We start from the raw sequence: 15648 nt of genomic DNA on the forward strand, positions 1-15648 counted from the left end.
GGCGGCCCCGAGGCGGCCGGACGACCCAGGCCAGCTTGACGAACCAAGCTAACACAATTAGCTTAAGCGTTATGCCATGTAGCCAGCCTACGCGGTCCGGCCGCCGACATGCCTAGAGCAGGGCTCACCCGGGGCGGCCTGGTCGACGCCGCGATCGCCCTCATCGACGAGCAGGGACTCGACGCGCTGTCGCTCAACGCGGTGGCCGGCCGGGTCGGGGTCGCCACACCGTCGCTCTACAAGCACGTCACCGGCGGCCTCACCGAACTGCGGACGCTCATCGCTGCCCGGCTCATCGGTGAGTTCGCCGACGAACTCACCCGGCACACCCTCGGTCTCAGTCGGGACGCCGCCGTCGCCGCCCTGATGCACGCCAGCCGGGACTACGTCCGCCGACATCCCGCCCGGTGGGCGGCGATGCCCGCCGACCCGATCCGCGACCCGGTGACCGTCGCCGAAGGAACCCGGCTGCTGGAGGTGATCCTGGCCGTGCTGCGCGGCTACGGACTGCAGCGGTCGGCGGCGGTACACGCCACCCGCTGCCTACGGGCGATGATGCACGGCTTCGTCTGCCTGGAAATCGACGGCGGCTTCGGCCTGCCCGAGGACGTGACGGAGAGCTACGAACGGCTGATTGCCATGTTCACCGCCAGCTTGCCGCGGGACTGACACCGTCCGCCGCGCGGCCGTCACCAGCCGGGTGGCGATCTGCGGCCGCGCCGCCCAGTGCAGGTGCAGGTACGACGCGTGCACGCCACCGGCGACGAAACCCTCCGGCGCCGCGCCACGCCACCCCCAGGCCATTGCCGCGCCGGCCCGCGGCGTCACCTCGGTACGGTGGAACTCGTGGCCGGTCAGCCGGGCCCCCTCCGGCGCCAACACGCTGTCGGTCAACGCCACCGCATCGCGGTAGCCGAGCGTCAACCGGGAAGTCATCCGCGCGTCCGCCGGCAGCACCCCGCACATCGGCGCCTCGTCGAGGGTGCGGCACAGCCACAGCAGGCCGGCGCACTCGGCGACGATCGGCGCACCGGCGGCCGCCAACGCCGCCACCTGCCGCCGCAACCCGGCGTTCGCGGCCAGCTCGGCGGCGTACACCTCGGGAAAGCCGCCGCCGACGACCAACGCCGCAGTCGCCGCGGGCAGCCGCTGGTCACGGACCGGATCGACGGTACGCACCTCGGCACCGGCGGCCGTCAGCAGCTCGACGGTCTCCGGATAGCCGAAGCTGAACGCCGGTCCACCGGCGACGGCGACCACCGGCCGGTCACCGCTCGCCGCTGCTGGCGCGTCCTCGCCGGAGCCGGCGTCCGCGTGCCCGACAGCGCCCGCCGACGACCAGGGTTCGACCGCCAGCAGGGGTGCGGCGCCCGCCACCGCCGCCACCGCGGCCAGGTCCACCGACGCGGCGACCAACTCCGCCAGCGCACCGACCGCCGCACGCGCCTCGACGGCGCGTTCCACCGCCGGCACCAGACCCAGATGCCGCGACGGGGTGTCGACCGACGGATGCCGCCGCAGCACCCCGAGCACCGGCGTGCCGACCTCCTCGCAGGCGTCCCGCAGCACCTGCGCGTGCCGGTCGGAGCCGACCCGGTTGAGGATCACCCCGGCAATGTGGACCTGACCGAACGACCGGAACCCGTGCACCAGTGCGGCGATCGACCGGCTCTGCCCGGCCGCGTCGACGACCAGCAGCACCGGGGCGGCCAGCAGCGCCGCGACCTGGGCGGTGGAGCCGACGTCGGCGCCGCCGACCCGGCCGTCGTAGAGCCCCATGACGCCCTCGATGACCGCGAGGTCGGCACCGGCGGCGCCGTGGGCGAACAGTGGCGCGACGCGCTCCTCACCGACCAGCACCGGGTCCAGGTTGCGGCCGGGCCGGCCGGCGGCGAGCGTGTGGTAGCCGGGGTCGATGTAGTCCGGGCCGACTTTGAAGCCGGCGACCCGGACACCCTGGGCCGCGTAGGCGGCGAGCAGGCCGGTGGCCACCGTGGTCTTGCCGTGCCCGGATCCGGGTGCGGCGATCACCACCCGGGGAACGGCTACCACTCGATGCCCTGCTGGCCCTTGCGTCCAGCGTCCATCGGATGCTTGACCTTGGTCATCTCGGTCACCAGGTCGGCGAGGTCGATCAGCTCCGGCGCCGCGTCCCGGCCGGTGACCACCACGTGCTGGCCGCCCGGCCGGTCCCGCAGCACCGACACCACCTCGGCGACGTCGATCCAGCCCCACTTCAACGGGTAGGTGAACTCGTCCAGCACGTAGAACCGGTACGCCTCGGCGGCCAGATCACGGCGGATCTGCGCCCAGCCCTCGGCTGCCTCGGCGGCGTGGTCGCGCTCGGTGCCGGGGCGCTGGATCCAGGACCAGCCCTCCCCCATCTTGTGCCAGGTCACCGGCGCTCCCCGGCCCGACGCACCGAGGGTACGCAGGGCCGCTTCCTCGCCCACCTTCCACTTCGGGGACTTGACGAACTGGTAGACGACCACCGGCCAGCCGGCCGCCCAGGCCCGCAACGCCATACCGAAGGCCGCTGTCGACTTGCCCTTACCGGGCCCGGTATGGACGGCGAGCACCGGCTGACGCCGCCGGGCCCGGGTGGTCAGCCCGTCGTCGGGGACGTGTTCCGGTTTACCCTGTGGCATCAGGCAGCCCTCCCGCTGGCGAGGCCGACCCGAGGTTGCGGCACCACCGCCGACAGCGCCTCCAGCGGCAGCCATTCGGCGTCGAAACCGGTGGCGAGCCGCCGGGCCAGGCCCAGTCGCACCGGACCAGACTCGCAGTCGAGCACCACCATCGCGGTGCCGGCGAGCAACGGCGCCAGGTCTATCGGATTCGGTCCGCTGGTCGACCGCCCGTCGGTGACCAACAGGATCAGTGGCCGACGGCGTGGCTCGCGGCGGCGCTCGGCGGCGACGGTGGCGGCGGCGGCCCGCAGCCCGGCGGCGATTGGGGTACGGCCACCGGTGCGCAACTGCGCCAGCTTGGCGACGGCCACCTCGTGGCTGCTGGTCGGTGGCAGCACCACGTCGGCGGCGGCACCCCGGAAGGTGATCATCCCGATCCGGTCCCGCCGGTGATAGGCGTCGCGCAGCAGCGACAGCACGGCGGTCTTGACCACGGTCATTCGCTGCCGGGCTGCCATCGACCCGGAGGCGTCGACCACGAACAGAATCAGGTTCGCCTCCTGGCCGACGTAGCGGGCCTGGCGCAGGTCGGCGGGGGTGATCTGGCGGGCACCCCGGGATGCGGCGGCGCGCACCGTGGCTGGTAGATGCACCGTCGACGGCCGTCCAGTCAATGATCCGGCACCGACCACCCGGCCCCGGTCGGCGTGGGCCGCCGAACGTCGGCCGGGCGTCGCGCCCGCACCGAGCCCGGGTAGCCGCAGTGTCCGGGGCCGGTACGCGGGCCCGGCCGCCGCCGGAGCCGGACCGCCCGGCGGTACGCCGTCCGGCTGCTCGGCACCGCCCGCCGGCCCGCTGTCGTCCAGCGTCGCTGGCTCGGGCGACGGGCCGCCCTCCGGTGGTGGCGGACCCTGCGACGGGCCGCCCTCCGGTGGTGGCGGACCCTGCGGCGGCGGAGGATCGGGATCGTCGTCGCCGCACTCGTCACGCAACACCTCGTCGAGGCGCTGCTCGTCGGCACCGGGCGGGTCGAGCGGGTCACGGCGCCGCCGGTGCGGCAGCGCCAGCCGGGCTGTCTCGGCGACCTCGGCGGCGGTGACCGCCGGTTGGCCCCGCCAGGCGGCCAGCGCGACGGCGGCGCGGGCCATCACGATGTCGGCCCGCATACCGTCCACCTGGTACGCCAGGCAGATCCGGGCGATCCGGTCGATCTCGGCATCGGGCAGCGTGACCGCGGGCAGGGCCGCCCGCGCATCGCGTACCCGCAGTGCGAGCTGGTTGTCGGCGGACCGCCAGCGGTCCGCGAACGCCACCGGGTCGGTCTCGTACGCGAGCCGACGGCGCACCACCTCGGCCCGGTCGGCCACCTCGGAAGGTGCGGCCACCGACACCATCAGCCCGAAGCGGTCCAGCAACTGTGGACGCGGCTCGCCCTCCTCCGGGTTCATCGTGCCGACCAGCAGGAACCGGGCGGCGTGACTGACCGACACCCCGTCGCGTTCGACGTGGGCCCGGCCCATCGCCGCTGCGTCCAGCAGCAGGTCCACCAGATGGTCCGGCAACAGGTTGACCTCGTCGACGTAGAGCAGGCCCCGGTGCGCGGCGGCGAGCAGCCCCGGATCGTACGCCTTCACGCCGGCGCTGAGTACCCGCTGGATGTCGAGGGTGCCGACCACCCGGTCCTCAGTGGCGCCGACCGGCAATTCGACCAGAGCGGCCGGGCCGCGGCGTGCGGTCACCGGCGCGGTGTGCGGCCCGTCGGGGCAGGTCTGGTCCGGGGCTGCCGGATCGCAGCCGAACCGGCAGCCGAGCACCCGGTCGACCTCCGGTAGCAGCCCGGCCAGCGCGCGGACGATCGTCGACTTTGCGGTGCCCTTCTCACCCCGGATGAGCACGCCGCCGATGCCGGGGTGCACTGCGGCGAGCAGCAGGGCCTGCCGCAGGTCGGGCAGGCCGACGACGGCGGTGAACGGGTACGGCGTCATGGCAGGGGCCGACAGGTGTGCATGGTGAATCCCTCCCGCGGGTGTCCACGCCCGCGTACCGGTGGACCAGCGAGCGGCCGGAGTCTCCTGGCTGCCGGATCGACGTCGCGTCCCGAGCCTTCCCGCCGTTGGGGCAGTGGCTGTCTCAGGGGGACGCGACTCACCGGTCACAGTGGCGGGACCGCCCCGGATTCGCACCGGGTTCCTCCGCGCCGCTCGTGCCGGTCATGCTCCCCCACCGGCGGTCCACCGTCAATGTGGCGCCGGTCCCGGTGTCGGCCAGAGCCGCAGCCATTGCCCGAGCGGTCACCACGGCGGTACGCTGCGCAGGCCACGGTGTTCGGGAAGCCGGTGTGATTCCGGCGTGGTCCTCGCCACTGTGACCGGGAAGTGTCCGTTCCACCACGCCACTGGGCCGACGACGGTCCGGGAAGGCGGGACGGCCGCGACGATCCGGGAGCCAGGAGACCGGCCGTGGCATGCACCGCATCGCCACGAGGCATGGACGAGAGGATTTCCTGGCATGACTGCACCTTCTGTCGGCGGCGAGGTCACCACCACCGCCATCCGCGTACCGCTCGCCGGTTGGTTACTGGCCGCCGTCGCGGCGGTCGTCATCTACCTGGTCGCGCAGGACAACGGGCTGGTGCTGGCCGGTACCGCCGAGTTCGTGCACGAGTTCACCCACGACGGCCGGCACGCCCTCGGCGTACCGTGCCACTGAGCGGCGGCCGGCTCCGATGAGCACCTACCCGTTCGGCGCGGTGCTGGGCCGCGGCCTGCTCGCCGGTGCGGCCGCCGGCGTGGCAGGCGCGGTGGCGGCCCTGCTGATCGTCGAACCGCAGATCGAGTCGGCGCTGGTCGTCGAGGAGGCCCGCGCTGCGACCGGGACGGCCGGACACAGCCACGACGAGGAGTTGGTCGGTCGGGCCATGCAGGTCCTCGGCGGGCTGGTCGCCACCGTCGCGGTGGCGCTGTGCCTGGCGTTGATCGTCGCCGTGGTCTACGCGGCGACCCGGCACCTGCTGCCCGGCCACGACGACTTCCGCCGGGTGGGGCTGCTCGCCGGGCTCGGCTTCGTCGTGGTGGCGCTGCTACCGGCGATCCGCTTCCCGGCCAACCCGCCGGGCGTCGGCGATCCGGACACCGTCAACCAGCGCACCGGACAGTACCTGTCGTTCATCATCGCCGCAGCCGCCGTGACCTGGCTGGCGCTGCTGACCCACCGGCGGCTGACCGGCTGGGCGCGGCCGGCACCCTACCGGACGGTGGTCGCGGCGGCGCTGGCCATCGTCGGGTACGCCCTGCTGCTGGCGCTCTGGCCAGCCACCGGAGTCGACGTGCCCACCGACATCCCGGCGACGCTGCTGTGGGAATTCCGACTCGCCTCGCTGGCGCAGCTCGCCACCATGTGGACGGTCCTCGGGGTGGTGTTCGGACTGCTGCTCACCCCGGCCCGGACCGGTGGTCGGCGGTCCACGCTCGCCGACGTCGCGTGACGGCTGACGACGGCGCGGCAGGCCCGGAGCCCGGGCGCCTCGTCCGGGTGACCGTATGCCGAGGCTGCTGTTGCGGCACCCGCCGCAAACACCCGGACGTCGACCACGACCGGCAGCTCGACGAACTGCGTGCCGCCTCGCCGGTACGGGTGTCGGACTGCCTCAACGCCTGTGACCGGTCCAACGTGGTAATCGTGCAGCCGGCAGTGTTGGCCCACCGGCTGGGCGCTCGTCCGGTGTGGCTCGGCGGGGTGCTCGACGAGACGTCACTGTCAAGTGTCGTCAAGTGGATCGCGGCCGGCGGGCCGGGCCTAGCCGCACCGCCGGACCGGCTCGCCGGGCTGCGGTTCGCCGCCCCCCGCTGGGGAAAGTCCGTCCCGACGTCCTGACCGCCGTGATGCGCGGTGTTCCGCCCCGACGACACAGACCGGCCTTCGTCTACCGCTCCCAGCCGGTGCCGTACCACCCGGCCGACGCCTCGCCGATACGGATCGTGTTTCCGGGCGCTTCCGCCCGTAGCCGCCGCAGCCCAGCGTCAACGACGGCGCGATCGCGTTGTACATGTCACCGATCGCGCCCTGCGAGGCCGGCGCGTTCCAGATGATCCGTACCACCTTGACCCGCCGGCCGAACTCCTCGGCGAGCTTTGTCCTCGAACACGCCGCAGCCGGTCTCCTGGACCGCCAGCCGGGCCAAGTCGCTGCGTCGGCCGAGCGCGACGACCGACGCCTTGCCGACGATCGTGTCGATCCGTTCCTGGTCGAATTCGGCGTAGTCGTCGAGTGCCTTCGACGCCGCCGAGACGAGAGCGTCGATCGCGGCCTCTGTCTCGGCCGGCGCCGCCGGCTTCGGGTGCACCTGGACGACTGCGGTCGTGCCGATCACCTCGTTCGGTCGAGCACCGGCGGCACCCTGCCGCCGGTGCTCGACCTCATCGTCACCCGGCACGGCGATCGGTCGCTGCCGCCGTACGTCCCCGATCGCCGGGACCTAGGTCACCCGACAATCGGTCCACTGTGGCGGCTTGACCTTTCCGGTCAGCTTGCGGAGCGCGCCGCCGCCAACTCTCGGGCCTTGGCCGGCCAGGTCGGCAGGCTGGCAGTGGCCCGTACCCCGGCGGCGCGGACCGCCGCGCGCAGCGCCGCCTCGTCGGTCGCGCCCAACTGCTCGTACGTACGGATCCCGGCAGACTGCAGGGCGGCGGCCATCTTCGGCCCGATGCCCTCGATGCGCCGGAAGTCGTCCGCCGGCTCAGCCTCAGCCTCGGCGGCGGCGGGCGGCTCAGCGGTAGGCGGCTCAACGGTAGGCGGCTCAACGGCAGGCGGCTCAACGGCAGGCGGCTCAACGGCAGCGACCGGCTCGGCGGCGGGCGGGTCGACGACCGGCGCCTGCTCAGGGCTGGCCGCATCGGCGGTAGTGGCCGGCTCAGCACTGACCGGTTCGACACTGACCGGCTCGGCCGGGGCATCCGCAGCGGGCTCGGCGGTGGGCTCGGCGGGAGCCTCGGTGGTGGGCCCGGTCTTGACCGGGTCGGCCGCCGACGGCTCCGAGGTAGTGGTCGGTGGCTCGACTGCGGCAGCCGCCTCAGGCTTCACCGAGGCGTCCTTGCCGGCGGCGGACCGGCGGCTCATCACGAGCCACCCCGCGACTGCACCGAGCAACACCACGACCAGCAGAATCAGTATGTTTCCGAGGGACCAGTCCACGGCAAACCTCCAGCACCAAAAGTCAGAATCGCGAAAGGGTCTCGTTGTGGCCTTGTCGCTGTCAACCTACGGGCAGTCGCAAGGCGCTTCGAGGGCAGGTCGGTCCCGCTACTCTTCGCCAACCACAGTGGGACTGTGCGTGCCACCGAAAAACGGGGAGCGCACTCCTTGCGGGTGCAGTTCAGCCGGGTCCACGTCACCTGACTCGACTCGCCCGGTGACCGCGCGTACCAACGTCGGCCGGTCCCATCCACGCGCCGCCCGCAGCGGTGCCAGTGTGGTGCCCGCCGACAGCGCCACCACCAGATCCGCCGCCGGGGCGGTCAGCCACGGCGCTATGCCGAGGCCGTCGGCCAGGTCGACACCGTGGACGGCGAGCTCGACGACCCGGGTGGCCTGGAAGTCGGTCAACGTCATCAGGTCACCATGCCGGGTGACGACCATTCGGTCCGGCGGCTGCGTAGTGACCCGAGCGGCGGCGGTCGCTGCCCGCGCCGCCAGTTCGTCGACAGCGGCGGTGGCCGTCCGGGCCGCCGCCCACCGCTGTGCGTCGGCGATTCGCCCGCCGTCCGCGTCGGGACGGAACCGGGCGTCGGGCGCGTAGTAGCCGACTGCGTCCACCGAACCGTCCGGACCGGCGGCGGGTGCGCCGTCGTCGAGCATTTTGACGGTACGGGACAGTGCGATCACGGTGTGTGCAAGCAGTTCCTTGGCCGTCCACGGGCCGCATCTGGTCGGGCGGTCGAAGTCCGCCTCCGGTACGGCCCGTAACGCGTCGACCGCCGCCCGACTCTCGGCGGCGTAGGCGAGGGCCACCTCGTCGGACCGCCAGATCCGCTGCACGACACGGAACCGTTCGGCCACCACCATCGTCCGGTCGTCTACGGTGAACGTCTCGTCACCGAGGGCAGCCCGCATCGGCGTCGACTGCCAGAAGTCGACGTGGGCGCGGCGCCACCCGGCGACGTCAACGAACCCTTCGCCTTCGTCGACGGCGTGGGCGAGGTCCACCTCCGCCAGGGAAACCACCCGTACCCCGGTGGTCTCCAGTACCGCGCAGGGCCGGTCCGCCGAATCCACCAGCACCGACCGGTCCCCCGCGACCGGCAGCGGCTCGTTGTCGTGCTCGTACTCGCGCAGCAGCCCGGACGTGGCCGTCTTCTCGCCGGTGAGGATCGCCGCGACCAGCCGGTCGCGCAGCGGACCGGGAAAAGCGAACTCGGGCTTCGGTACATGATCGAGGCGGTGCGGCACGTCCTGCCCGGCATCACGGTCCGCCTCGGTCGCCACAGCCGCAGTGTACTGGCGCGGTGCCGCCTGGTCCCGTCCACGATCGTGTGCTGCCCGCCAACGACCGTCGCGCAATTGACGTGACTGGCCACGACCAGGTAGGCCACGATAGGCCGGTGACGACGTCAGATCAGCGCGCCGTGGCGCTGCACCCGATGACCCAGGCCGAGTACGACGTACGCATTCCCGCGCTGGTGGCGGGCTATGCCGGCAGCCTGCTGCGGTCCGGGCGCGCCACCACCGCGACGGCGCTGACCGAGTCCCGCCGCCAGCACGCCGAGTTACTGCCCGACGGGCTGGCCACCGAGCGGATGCTGTTCCTGGTGGCGCGGCCGGCGGATGCCGACGACGCGCGTCCGGTCGGCTGGATCTGGGTCGGGCTACCGGACTCTGCCGAACCGGAGCGGCCGGCCTGGATTTACAACATCGAGGTGGACGCCGCCCACCGCGGCAACGGGTACGGACGGGCCATCCTGGCGGCTGTCGAGCCGGTGCTGGCCACGCGCGGAGTCACCCGGCTCGGGTTGAACGTCTTCGGGGACAACCTGGTGGCCCGTCGGCTGTACGAGTCGACCGCATTCACCGTCACCGCCCAGCAGATGGTCAAACCGATCGGTTCCGTGCCACAGGAGTCGGTGTAGCGAATCTGGCGTACCGCTGCGGGCGCGACCCGACGAAGCTTGCATCTCAAGCCGCTTGAGATCGCATAGTGGGCGCCGTGGACATGAACGAGCTGTACCCCATCGGGGATGTCGCCCGACGCACCGGTCTGAGCGTCAGCGCCGTCCGGTACTACGCGGACGCCGGTGTCGTCACGCCGGCCGCCAGTACGCTGGCCGGCCACCGGCTGTACGACGTGTCGGCGATCGCCCGGCTGGAACTGGTCCGGACGCTACGGGAACTCGACGCCGGGCTGGACGAGATCCGGCGGGTGCTGGCCGGCGAGGCGACGCTGCGCGAGCTGGCCGCCACCCACCTGGCTCTGCTGACCCGGCAGGAGGCACGGCTGCGCAGCCGCCGCGCGGTGCTGTCGACCATCCTTCGACAGGACTCCACCGCCGAACAGGTGACGCTGATGCACAAACTCGCCGGAATGTCGGACGACGAACGTGACCGGCTGATCGACGAGTTCTGGACTGAGATCTCCACCGGTTGGGAGCCGCCGGCGCAGATGCTCAAGTGGTGGCGGGCGGCCCACCCGAAACTGCCCGACCACCCCACCACAGCCCAGCTGGAGGCGTGGATCGAGCTGGCGGAGCTGGTCCGCGACCCCGGGATCCGCCAGGCGGTGCGCCGCGAGCTGCACGAGGTGTGCACCACCGGAGCCGGACCGCTGATGACCTCGTCACCGATGCTGGGCAGCATGGAAGCGGCTACGCCGATCGGCCAGGCGGCGATGGATGCGGCACGGGACCAGGTGCCACCGGACTCGCCGCAGGGGCGGGAGATCGCCGACCGGTGGATGGGCTGGCTGACCGGCGTCTTCGCGACACCGGACAGCCCAGGGATGCCGGACACCCTCGAGTTCCGGCTCCAGACGGCCGACCACATGATGGAAGGTGCGGAGTGGGACCGCACACCGCCGGACCCGCCCGGTCTGTTGGACCGGTACCTGGCGCTGGTCACCACCGTTAACGGCGGGGAGCCGGAACGGTTCCCGTTCGAGTGGCTGGCCGAGGCGCTGCGCGCGTCCGCCCTACCGGCCCGCTGATCGGAGACTGGCATCATGCTTCTGAACGGGCAGCCCGTCGATCTGGATCATCTGAAGATCCTGGGTCTCACCAACTACGGTCACTTCACGTCGATGCGAGTGGACGCCGGCCGGGTGCGCGGACTCGCGCTTCACCTCGATCGGCTGACAAGGGACTGCCGTGCACTCTTCGGCACGGAACTCGATCAGCACGAGGTTCGCTGCTATGTCCGTCACGTGGTGGGTTCCGCCGAGTCGACCGTCGCCAGGGTAACGGTGTTCGACCCAGATCTCGACCTGGGGCATCCCGCCGGCGCATCAAGCCCGCAGGTGCTCGTCACGACGCGAGCGGTGTCGTCGGTCCCACCACAACCGCTGGTGCTCACCACTCGCTGCTACGAGCGGGACTTACCAGGAGTCAAGCACCTCGGCCTGTTCGCGACGGTGTTCCATCGCCGACAGGCCCAACTCGCTGGCTTCGATGACGTGCTGTTCGTGGACAGGGAGGGTTTCATCTCCGAAGGGGCGACCTGGAACATCGGCCTGATCGAAGGGGACGACATCGTGTGGCCGCAGGCACCGGTGTTGCCGGGAGTCACGATGGCGTTGATCCGTCAGGAGCGCCCAGGGCATGAGCGCCGCGTCAACGTGGCGGAGCTGGACCGCTACACCGCAGCGTTCGCCACCAACGCCACGGTTGGAGTCCGGGCTGTCACCGCGATCGACGCCATCCGATGGTCTGACATGACGCCGGTGGTCGAGCAGATCCGCAAGGACTACAGCGCCATCCCCGGCGAACCACTCTGATGCGCTGCACGTCGGTACGTACACCTGGCCTCGGGGCAGTTCAGCACACCCGCTACTGGAAGGGATGCTTCCCGTTGCCGGAACCATCCCCTGCCTTCCCTCTTGACATTTCCTCGTTGACGTAATCCCCGACAGGGTCAGGAATTGTTCGACGCAGATGGTTGAAGGCGGCATTCACCGGGTGGATACTGTCCAAAATCGATCACCGCCACAGGCAGTTCGCGCCACCACGCATCGATCGTGCGCCACACTTCGGGGGTGTCATGCAGAACCATCCGCTCACCGCAGCACGCGAACGCCTGGGCCTGACCCGCCGGCAACTCGCCGACGCCGTCAACAAGATCCTCTACCCCGACCCCGGCCAGGCGGCGCACAGCGCCTTCACCGCCAACTACCTGGGCAAACTCGAAAACGGCAAGATCCGCTTCCCCGCCGAGGACTACCGCACGGCCCTGCGCATCGTCCTCAATGTCGACACCAACGACGAACTCGGATTCCGCAACCCTCGCACAACGGTACGGCAGGATGCTGCTGTTGTCGGATCGGAGATCAGTGCCGTCTCCGGCAACCGGAGGGTTGTGCCCGCTTTCCCGAGCGTAGGTAGCGCCAAAGGGCTGGTCGAGCAGCCCTCGGTCATCCTGGCCCGGATTCGCGAGAACAACGACGCGAGCGTCAACCACGCGCTGCTGGACACTCTGGATCTCTACGTTTCGGATGTCGTCGCCCGCTACGAGGAGGAAGGGCCACTCACGCTGGCCGCCGACGTGGTGCGGCAACGACGCTGGGTGCAGAGCCTCATCCCGCTGCGGATGCAGCCCAGCTACAGCGCCCGGCTGCTCACCATCGCCGGGCAGCTCTCCGGGCTGCTCAGCTACATGTCGGTCAATCTCGGCCGGTTCAGCTCCGCGCGGGCCTACGGGATCGAGGCGTTCCAGCTCGCCGACTACGCGGAGGACCGGGAACTCAAGGCATGGGTACGGGGCACACAGAGCTTCGCCGAGTTCTACGACGGGCAGTACCGCAAGGCGCTCGCCTACGCCGTGGACGGCCGCCGGTTCGCCAGCCGCGGAGCACAGGCGGTCCGCCTCGCCGTCAACGGCGAGGCACGCGCGCACGCGAAGCTCGGCCAGGCGCAGGAGGCAGAACAGGCGATCGGCACGGCTTACGAGGTGCTCTCGGACCTGTCGCCCGACCGCTGGCCACCCCCGGCTGGCCATCGACCAGCTCCGCTCGGCCCGGTCCCGTAGGGAACGCTACGTCGGCGAGTGGCTGCCCGAGCCACTGGTCACCGACCCCACACCGGCCGAGCAGGCGGAGATCGCCGATTCGCTGTCGCTGGCCTTTCTCGTCCTGCTGGAAAGCCTGTCAGCGCAGCAGCGCGCCGCGTTCCTGCTGCGCGAGGTGTTCGACTACCCGTACCCGCAGGTCGCCGAGATCGTCGGTGCCGACGTGGACGGCACCCGGCATCTGGTCGCCCGGGCGCGCGAGAAGATTCGCGCGCGCCGACCGCGCTATCACGCCAGCCGGCGGCAACGCGACGAGCTTGCCCGACGGTTCTTCGCTGCCGCTCAGCAGGGCGACCTGCCGGCGTTGGAGCAGTTGCTGGCGCACGACGTGGCGCACTGGCTGAGGTGATCCGGCTCCGCCGTGCCGGGCGGCCCGGTCGGCCCGGCGGAGCCGGGAAGGCTCAACCTGCCGGTACGGTGATCCGTAGACTCAGCGCGCCGTGCAGGTCGAGCCAGACGTCGACCGGGCCGCGTACCAGCCGCAGCAGCACCCCGGTGCAGTGCGGGCAGCGGGCGACCAGGCCGGGCGCGTCGGAGTAGACCATCAGAGCGGCAAGCGGCCCGGCCCGCCCGCAGTTGGCGCAGCGGCCGATCGCGGTGGTGACGTCCACCGCGAATATCTCGCCCAGCGGACCGGCCAGCGCGTTACCGTCCAGGTGGTGCTCATCGGGTAGGTGGTGCTCGTCGATCAGGTGACGTCCGTCGGGCAGCACCGACGTCACGGGCTGGTCGGTCATGTCAACCTCCGGTGGGTCCGAATCGTTCGGTGCGGACGCGGCGGGGGTCGTGCCCGAGGGCGATCAGGATGTCGGCGACCGTCTCCACGAAGCCGGTCGGCCCGCAGACATAGCAGGCCGGTTCGAGCATGGCCGGCCAACCGTCGGTGTTGACCCGGGAGATTCCGATCCGGCCGACCTGGCCGGGCCGGCCCTCGGGCGCCTGCCGGGTGTAGACGTAGCTGACGTCGAGACCGGCGTCGTCGCGGGCGCGGCGGCGCAGCTCGTCGGCGTAGTAGACGTCGGCCGGGGTACGCACCGAGTAGATGAGCCGGAACGGTACCCGGCTGCTGGCGGCCCGTCGGGCGCGGATCATCGCCATCAGCGGCACGATGCCGGAGCCGCCGGCGATCAACAGCACCGGATCGGTCGTGTCCGGTCGCCACACGAACCAGCCGCCGACCGGTCCGCGAATCTCCACCGGGTCACCGACGGCGTACGGGCCGGCCAGGTAGCCGGAGACCTCGCCGTCGGACACCCGCTGCACGGTCAGCTCGACCCGGTCGCCGTCGGCCGCGTTGGCGATCGAGTAGCTGCGCTGTGCCTGGTAACCGTCGGCGGCGGTGAGCCGCACGTCGACGTGCTGGCCGGGCAGGTGTCCGGGCCAGTCCGGCACGTCGAGCAGCAGGGTACGGGCGGTCGTCGTCTCGTCGCGGACGGCGGCGAGGCGGGCCACCCGCCAGCTCAGTCGCCCTGGTACCGCTGCTCGCGCCATGGGTCACCGTAATCGTGGTAGCCGGCGGTCTCCCAGAAGCCGGGTTCATCGTCGGTCAGCAGCCGGATGCCGTGCACCCATTTGGCCGACTTCCACAGATAGAGGTGCGGCACCAGCAGCCGGGCCGGGCCGCCGTGCTCCGGGCTCAGGTCGGCGCCGTCGTAGCGGTAGGCGATCCATGCCTGCCCGTGAAGCAGGCCGGCCAGTGGCAGGTTGGTGGTGTATCCGCCGTACGAGTGAACGAGGGCGTAGTCGGCGCTGGTGTCGATGTCGGCCAGCAGGGTGTCGAGGGAGACGCCGTGCCAGCGGGTGCCGAGCTTGGACCACTTGGTCACGCAGTGCAGGTCGACGGTGACGTCCTCACTGGGCAGGTCGAGCAGCTCCGGCCAGCTCCACCGCTGCTCGGTGCCGTCCTCGGTGGTGACCACGAACTGCCAGCCGGCGACGTCGATGCGCGGGGTCGGGCCGGCGGACAGCACCGGGAAGTCGTCGGTCAGATACTGTCCCGGCGGCAGGGTGGCAGCGCCGGGAGGACGTGGACGGCCCTGGAACCCGGGCGACACGATACCCATCGGACCGTCGTACCACCTGGCCGGGCGCTTCCGCCAGCGTCGGCGGGGATTGCACTCGTCCGAGGTGCCGGGCCGCGCGCACCTGTCAGAGGTCGAACAGGTCCCGCATCGCCTCTTCCAGTCGGGCCATGCTGGCACCGGTCACCATGCCGACCCGTTCCGCCCCGGAGCGGCCGGAGATGCGGCGCATCCGGTTGACCACGACGACTCCGGACAGCGGGTCGGTCTCGGCCAGCGGCACCACGAACGGCGGCAGGCTGGTGGCGCCGCGCTGGCGGACGATTGGCGCGCAGTACGGGGCGGCCCTGGGTCGCTCGTTGTGCGTGTCGCCGGACAGCACCACCACCCGGTAGCGCAGATCGGAGCGCTCGCCGACGGTCCAGATCTCGCCGCGGTTCACGCCGCGTCAGACAGGTCGGACCAGCCGGACTCCAGCGTGTCGGCGAGTTCGTCAAAGCCGTCCAGTTCGTCGCGGACCTCCGGGTTGGCGGCCAGCCACTCCTCGTGTGCCCGGGCGGCGTCGCGGCGTGCTTCCCGGCGGGCGGCCCGGTCGATCCAGTCGGAGAGCGTCATCCCGTCCCGTTCGGCAGCGGCCCGCGCCCTGGCCAGGGTCTGCGGGCTCAGCCGCAGGGTGACCATCTCTGCCATGTCGCGATGGTACGACCAGGGCGGCCGGTGTGCTGCCCCGGCCC

Annotated in this window: 19 protein-coding genes, 2 pseudogenes and 2 riboswitches; of the genes and pseudogenes, 9 read left to right on the forward strand and 12 right to left on the reverse strand. The window is 71.6% G+C overall.

What is annotated here, in order from left to right; translation table 11 throughout:
- Positions 1-108: 108 nt before the first annotated feature.
- Positions 109-585, forward strand: a pseudogene (locus tag ACFHW1_RS18875) (TetR/AcrR family transcriptional regulator); the annotation flags it as partial.
- Here ACFHW1_RS18875 and ACFHW1_RS18880 read toward each other — a convergent pair.
- Genes ACFHW1_RS18880 through ACFHW1_RS18890 form a run of 3 tightly spaced genes read right to left on the reverse strand, consistent with a single transcriptional unit; the run spans position 544 to position 4615 of the window.
- Positions 544-2052 carry a cobyrinate a,c-diamide synthase gene (locus ACFHW1_RS18880; protein ID WP_416555143.1) on the reverse strand — a complete coding sequence of 503 codons (1509 nt, stop codon included), beginning with the start codon at positions 2050-2052 and terminating at the stop codon, positions 544-546. The pseudogene ACFHW1_RS18875 and the gene ACFHW1_RS18880 sit on opposite strands and share 42 nt — an antisense overlap.
- A complete protein-coding gene (gene cobO / locus ACFHW1_RS18885) occupies positions 2046-2648 on the reverse strand; it encodes a cob(I)yrinic acid a,c-diamide adenosyltransferase (RefSeq protein WP_416555141.1) in 603 nt (200 codons plus the stop codon). Before cobO ends, ACFHW1_RS18880 begins: the two co-directional genes overlap by 7 nt.
- Positions 2648-4615 (reverse strand): VWA domain-containing protein, encoded by a 1968-nt coding sequence (locus tag ACFHW1_RS18890; protein WP_416568291.1) that lies wholly within the window; start codon positions 4613-4615, stop codon positions 2648-2650. Before ACFHW1_RS18890 ends, cobO begins: the two co-directional genes overlap by 1 nt.
- 80 nt (positions 4616-4695) lie before the next feature.
- Positions 4696-4823: riboswitch (cobalamin riboswitch) on the reverse strand.
- Between the two features lie 109 nt (positions 4824-4932).
- Positions 4933-5107, forward strand: a riboswitch (cobalamin riboswitch).
- 31 nt (positions 5108-5138) lie between these two features.
- Between ACFHW1_RS18890 and ACFHW1_RS18895 the strand changes: the two genes are divergently transcribed.
- Genes ACFHW1_RS18895 through ACFHW1_RS18905 form a run of 3 tightly spaced genes read left to right on the forward strand, consistent with a single transcriptional unit; the run spans position 5139 to position 6503 of the window.
- Positions 5139-5339 (forward strand): CbtB domain-containing protein, encoded by a 201-nt coding sequence (locus tag ACFHW1_RS18895; RefSeq protein WP_416555137.1) that lies wholly within the window; start codon positions 5139-5141, stop codon positions 5337-5339.
- A gap of 16 nt (positions 5340-5355) precedes the next feature.
- The gene (locus tag ACFHW1_RS18900) at positions 5356-6114 is read left to right on the forward strand and encodes a CbtA family protein (RefSeq protein ID WP_416555135.1); all 759 of its coding nucleotides are present in this window, start codon (positions 5356-5358) and stop codon (positions 6112-6114) included.
- A 47-nt stretch (positions 6115-6161) separates the two neighbouring features.
- On the forward strand, positions 6162-6503 hold the full coding sequence (locus ACFHW1_RS18905) for a hypothetical protein (RefSeq protein ID WP_416555133.1): 342 nt from the start codon (positions 6162-6164) through the stop codon (positions 6501-6503).
- Positions 6504-6678: 175 nt separating this feature from the next.
- On the opposite strand, the gene ACFHW1_RS18910 is transcribed toward ACFHW1_RS18905, so the two are convergent.
- From ACFHW1_RS18910 to ACFHW1_RS18925, 4 genes and pseudogenes are all read right to left on the reverse strand, one after another.
- Complete coding sequence (locus tag ACFHW1_RS18910) at positions 6679-7062, reverse strand: hypothetical protein (protein ID WP_416555131.1); 384 nt, start codon at positions 7060-7062, stop codon at positions 6679-6681.
- A gap of 89 nt (positions 7063-7151) precedes the next feature.
- The gene (locus tag ACFHW1_RS18915) at positions 7152-7745 is read right to left on the reverse strand and encodes a hypothetical protein (protein WP_416615859.1); all 594 of its coding nucleotides are present in this window, start codon (positions 7743-7745) and stop codon (positions 7152-7154) included.
- A gap of 183 nt (positions 7746-7928) precedes the next feature.
- Positions 7929-8687 carry a maleylpyruvate isomerase N-terminal domain-containing protein gene (locus ACFHW1_RS18920; RefSeq protein WP_416590725.1) on the reverse strand — a complete coding sequence of 253 codons (759 nt, stop codon included), beginning with the start codon at positions 8685-8687 and terminating at the stop codon, positions 7929-7931.
- A pseudogene (locus ACFHW1_RS18925) lies at positions 8661-9074 on the reverse strand (ASCH domain-containing protein); the annotation flags it as partial. The gene ACFHW1_RS18920 and the pseudogene ACFHW1_RS18925, both read right to left, overlap by 27 nt.
- Before the next feature lie 152 nt (positions 9075-9226).
- On the opposite strand from ACFHW1_RS18925, the gene ACFHW1_RS18930 reads away from it, so the two are divergent.
- The 5 genes from ACFHW1_RS18930 to ACFHW1_RS18950 all read left to right on the forward strand — a co-directional run bounded on the left by ACFHW1_RS18930 (position 9227) and on the right by ACFHW1_RS18950 (position 13242).
- Positions 9227-9751, forward strand: coding sequence for a GNAT family N-acetyltransferase (locus ACFHW1_RS18930; protein WP_416568289.1), 525 nt, complete (start codon positions 9227-9229; stop codon positions 9749-9751).
- A 77-nt stretch (positions 9752-9828) separates the two neighbouring features.
- Complete coding sequence (locus ACFHW1_RS18935; RefSeq protein WP_416568288.1) at positions 9829-10821, forward strand: MerR family transcriptional regulator; 993 nt, start codon at positions 9829-9831, stop codon at positions 10819-10821.
- 15 nt (positions 10822-10836) lie between these two features.
- Entirely contained in the window at positions 10837-11607 is a 771-nt protein-coding gene (locus ACFHW1_RS18940) for an aminotransferase class IV family protein (RefSeq protein WP_416555123.1), read from the forward strand.
- Between the two features lie 263 nt (positions 11608-11870).
- Entirely contained in the window at positions 11871-12854 is a 984-nt protein-coding gene (locus tag ACFHW1_RS18945) for a helix-turn-helix domain-containing protein (RefSeq protein ID WP_416555121.1), read from the forward strand.
- A gap of 103 nt (positions 12855-12957) precedes the next feature.
- On the forward strand, positions 12958-13242 hold the full coding sequence (locus ACFHW1_RS18950) for a sigma factor-like helix-turn-helix DNA-binding protein (protein WP_416615873.1): 285 nt from the start codon (positions 12958-12960) through the stop codon (positions 13240-13242).
- A gap of 52 nt (positions 13243-13294) precedes the next feature.
- On the opposite strand, the gene ACFHW1_RS18955 is transcribed toward ACFHW1_RS18950, so the two are convergent.
- The 5 genes from ACFHW1_RS18955 to ACFHW1_RS18975 form a co-directional block, all read right to left on the reverse strand.
- Positions 13295-13630 (reverse strand): DUF6510 family protein, encoded by a 336-nt coding sequence (locus ACFHW1_RS18955; RefSeq protein ID WP_416555119.1) that lies wholly within the window; start codon positions 13628-13630, stop codon positions 13295-13297.
- Between the two features lies 1 nt (position 13631).
- On the reverse strand, positions 13632-14384 hold the full coding sequence (locus tag ACFHW1_RS18960; protein ID WP_416555117.1) for a ferredoxin reductase: 753 nt from the start codon (positions 14382-14384) through the stop codon (positions 13632-13634).
- The gene (locus ACFHW1_RS18965) at positions 14354-14956 is read right to left on the reverse strand and encodes a sulfite oxidase-like oxidoreductase (protein WP_416555115.1); all 603 of its coding nucleotides are present in this window, start codon (positions 14954-14956) and stop codon (positions 14354-14356) included. The genes ACFHW1_RS18960 and ACFHW1_RS18965 overlap by 31 nt, the downstream gene beginning before the upstream one ends.
- Before the next feature lie 85 nt (positions 14957-15041).
- Positions 15042-15356: a type II toxin-antitoxin system PemK/MazF family toxin gene (locus ACFHW1_RS18970; RefSeq protein ID WP_278168906.1), complete on the reverse strand. Its 315-nt coding sequence runs from the start codon at positions 15354-15356 to the stop codon at positions 15042-15044.
- Complete coding sequence (locus ACFHW1_RS18975) at positions 15353-15604, reverse strand: hypothetical protein (protein ID WP_278168905.1); 252 nt, start codon at positions 15602-15604, stop codon at positions 15353-15355. Before ACFHW1_RS18975 ends, ACFHW1_RS18970 begins: the two co-directional genes overlap by 4 nt.
- Positions 15605-15648 lie beyond the last annotated feature (44 nt).

The organism is Micromonospora sp. LOL_014 (assembly GCF_048060245.1).
Taxonomy (GTDB): domain Bacteria; phylum Actinomycetota; class Actinomycetes; order Mycobacteriales; family Micromonosporaceae; genus Micromonospora_E.

Bases quoted from the DNA above. Each gene is read 5' to 3' on its own strand.
- cobO (WP_416555141.1), bottom strand. From the start codon at position 2,648: ATGCCACAGGGTAAACCGGAACACGTCCCCGACGACGGGCTGACCACC.
- ACFHW1_RS18890 (WP_416568291.1), bottom strand. From the start codon at position 4,615: ATGACGCCGTACCCGTTCACCGCCGTCGTCGGCCTGCCCGACCTGCGG.
- ACFHW1_RS18895 (WP_416555137.1), top strand. From the start codon at position 5,139: ATGACTGCACCTTCTGTCGGCGGCGAGGTCACCACCACCGCCATCCGC.
- ACFHW1_RS18900 (WP_416555135.1), top strand. From the start codon at position 5,356: ATGAGCACCTACCCGTTCGGCGCGGTGCTGGGCCGCGGCCTGCTCGCC.
- ACFHW1_RS18915 (WP_416615859.1), bottom strand. From the start codon at position 7,745: ATGAGCCGCCGGTCCGCCGCCGGCAAGGACGCCTCGGTGAAGCCTGAG.
- ACFHW1_RS18940 (WP_416555123.1), top strand. From the start codon at position 10,837: ATGCTTCTGAACGGGCAGCCCGTCGATCTGGATCATCTGAAGATCCTG.
- ACFHW1_RS18945 (WP_416555121.1), top strand. From the start codon at position 11,871: ATGCAGAACCATCCGCTCACCGCAGCACGCGAACGCCTGGGCCTGACC.
- ACFHW1_RS18955 (WP_416555119.1), bottom strand. From the start codon at position 13,630: ATGACCGACCAGCCCGTGACGTCGGTGCTGCCCGACGGACGTCACCTG.
- ACFHW1_RS18960 (WP_416555117.1), bottom strand. From the start codon at position 14,384: ATGGCGCGAGCAGCGGTACCAGGGCGACTGAGCTGGCGGGTGGCCCGC.
- ACFHW1_RS18965 (WP_416555115.1), bottom strand. From the start codon at position 14,956: ATGGGTATCGTGTCGCCCGGGTTCCAGGGCCGTCCACGTCCTCCCGGC.
- ACFHW1_RS18975 (WP_278168905.1), bottom strand. From the start codon at position 15,604: ATGGCAGAGATGGTCACCCTGCGGCTGAGCCCGCAGACCCTGGCCAGG.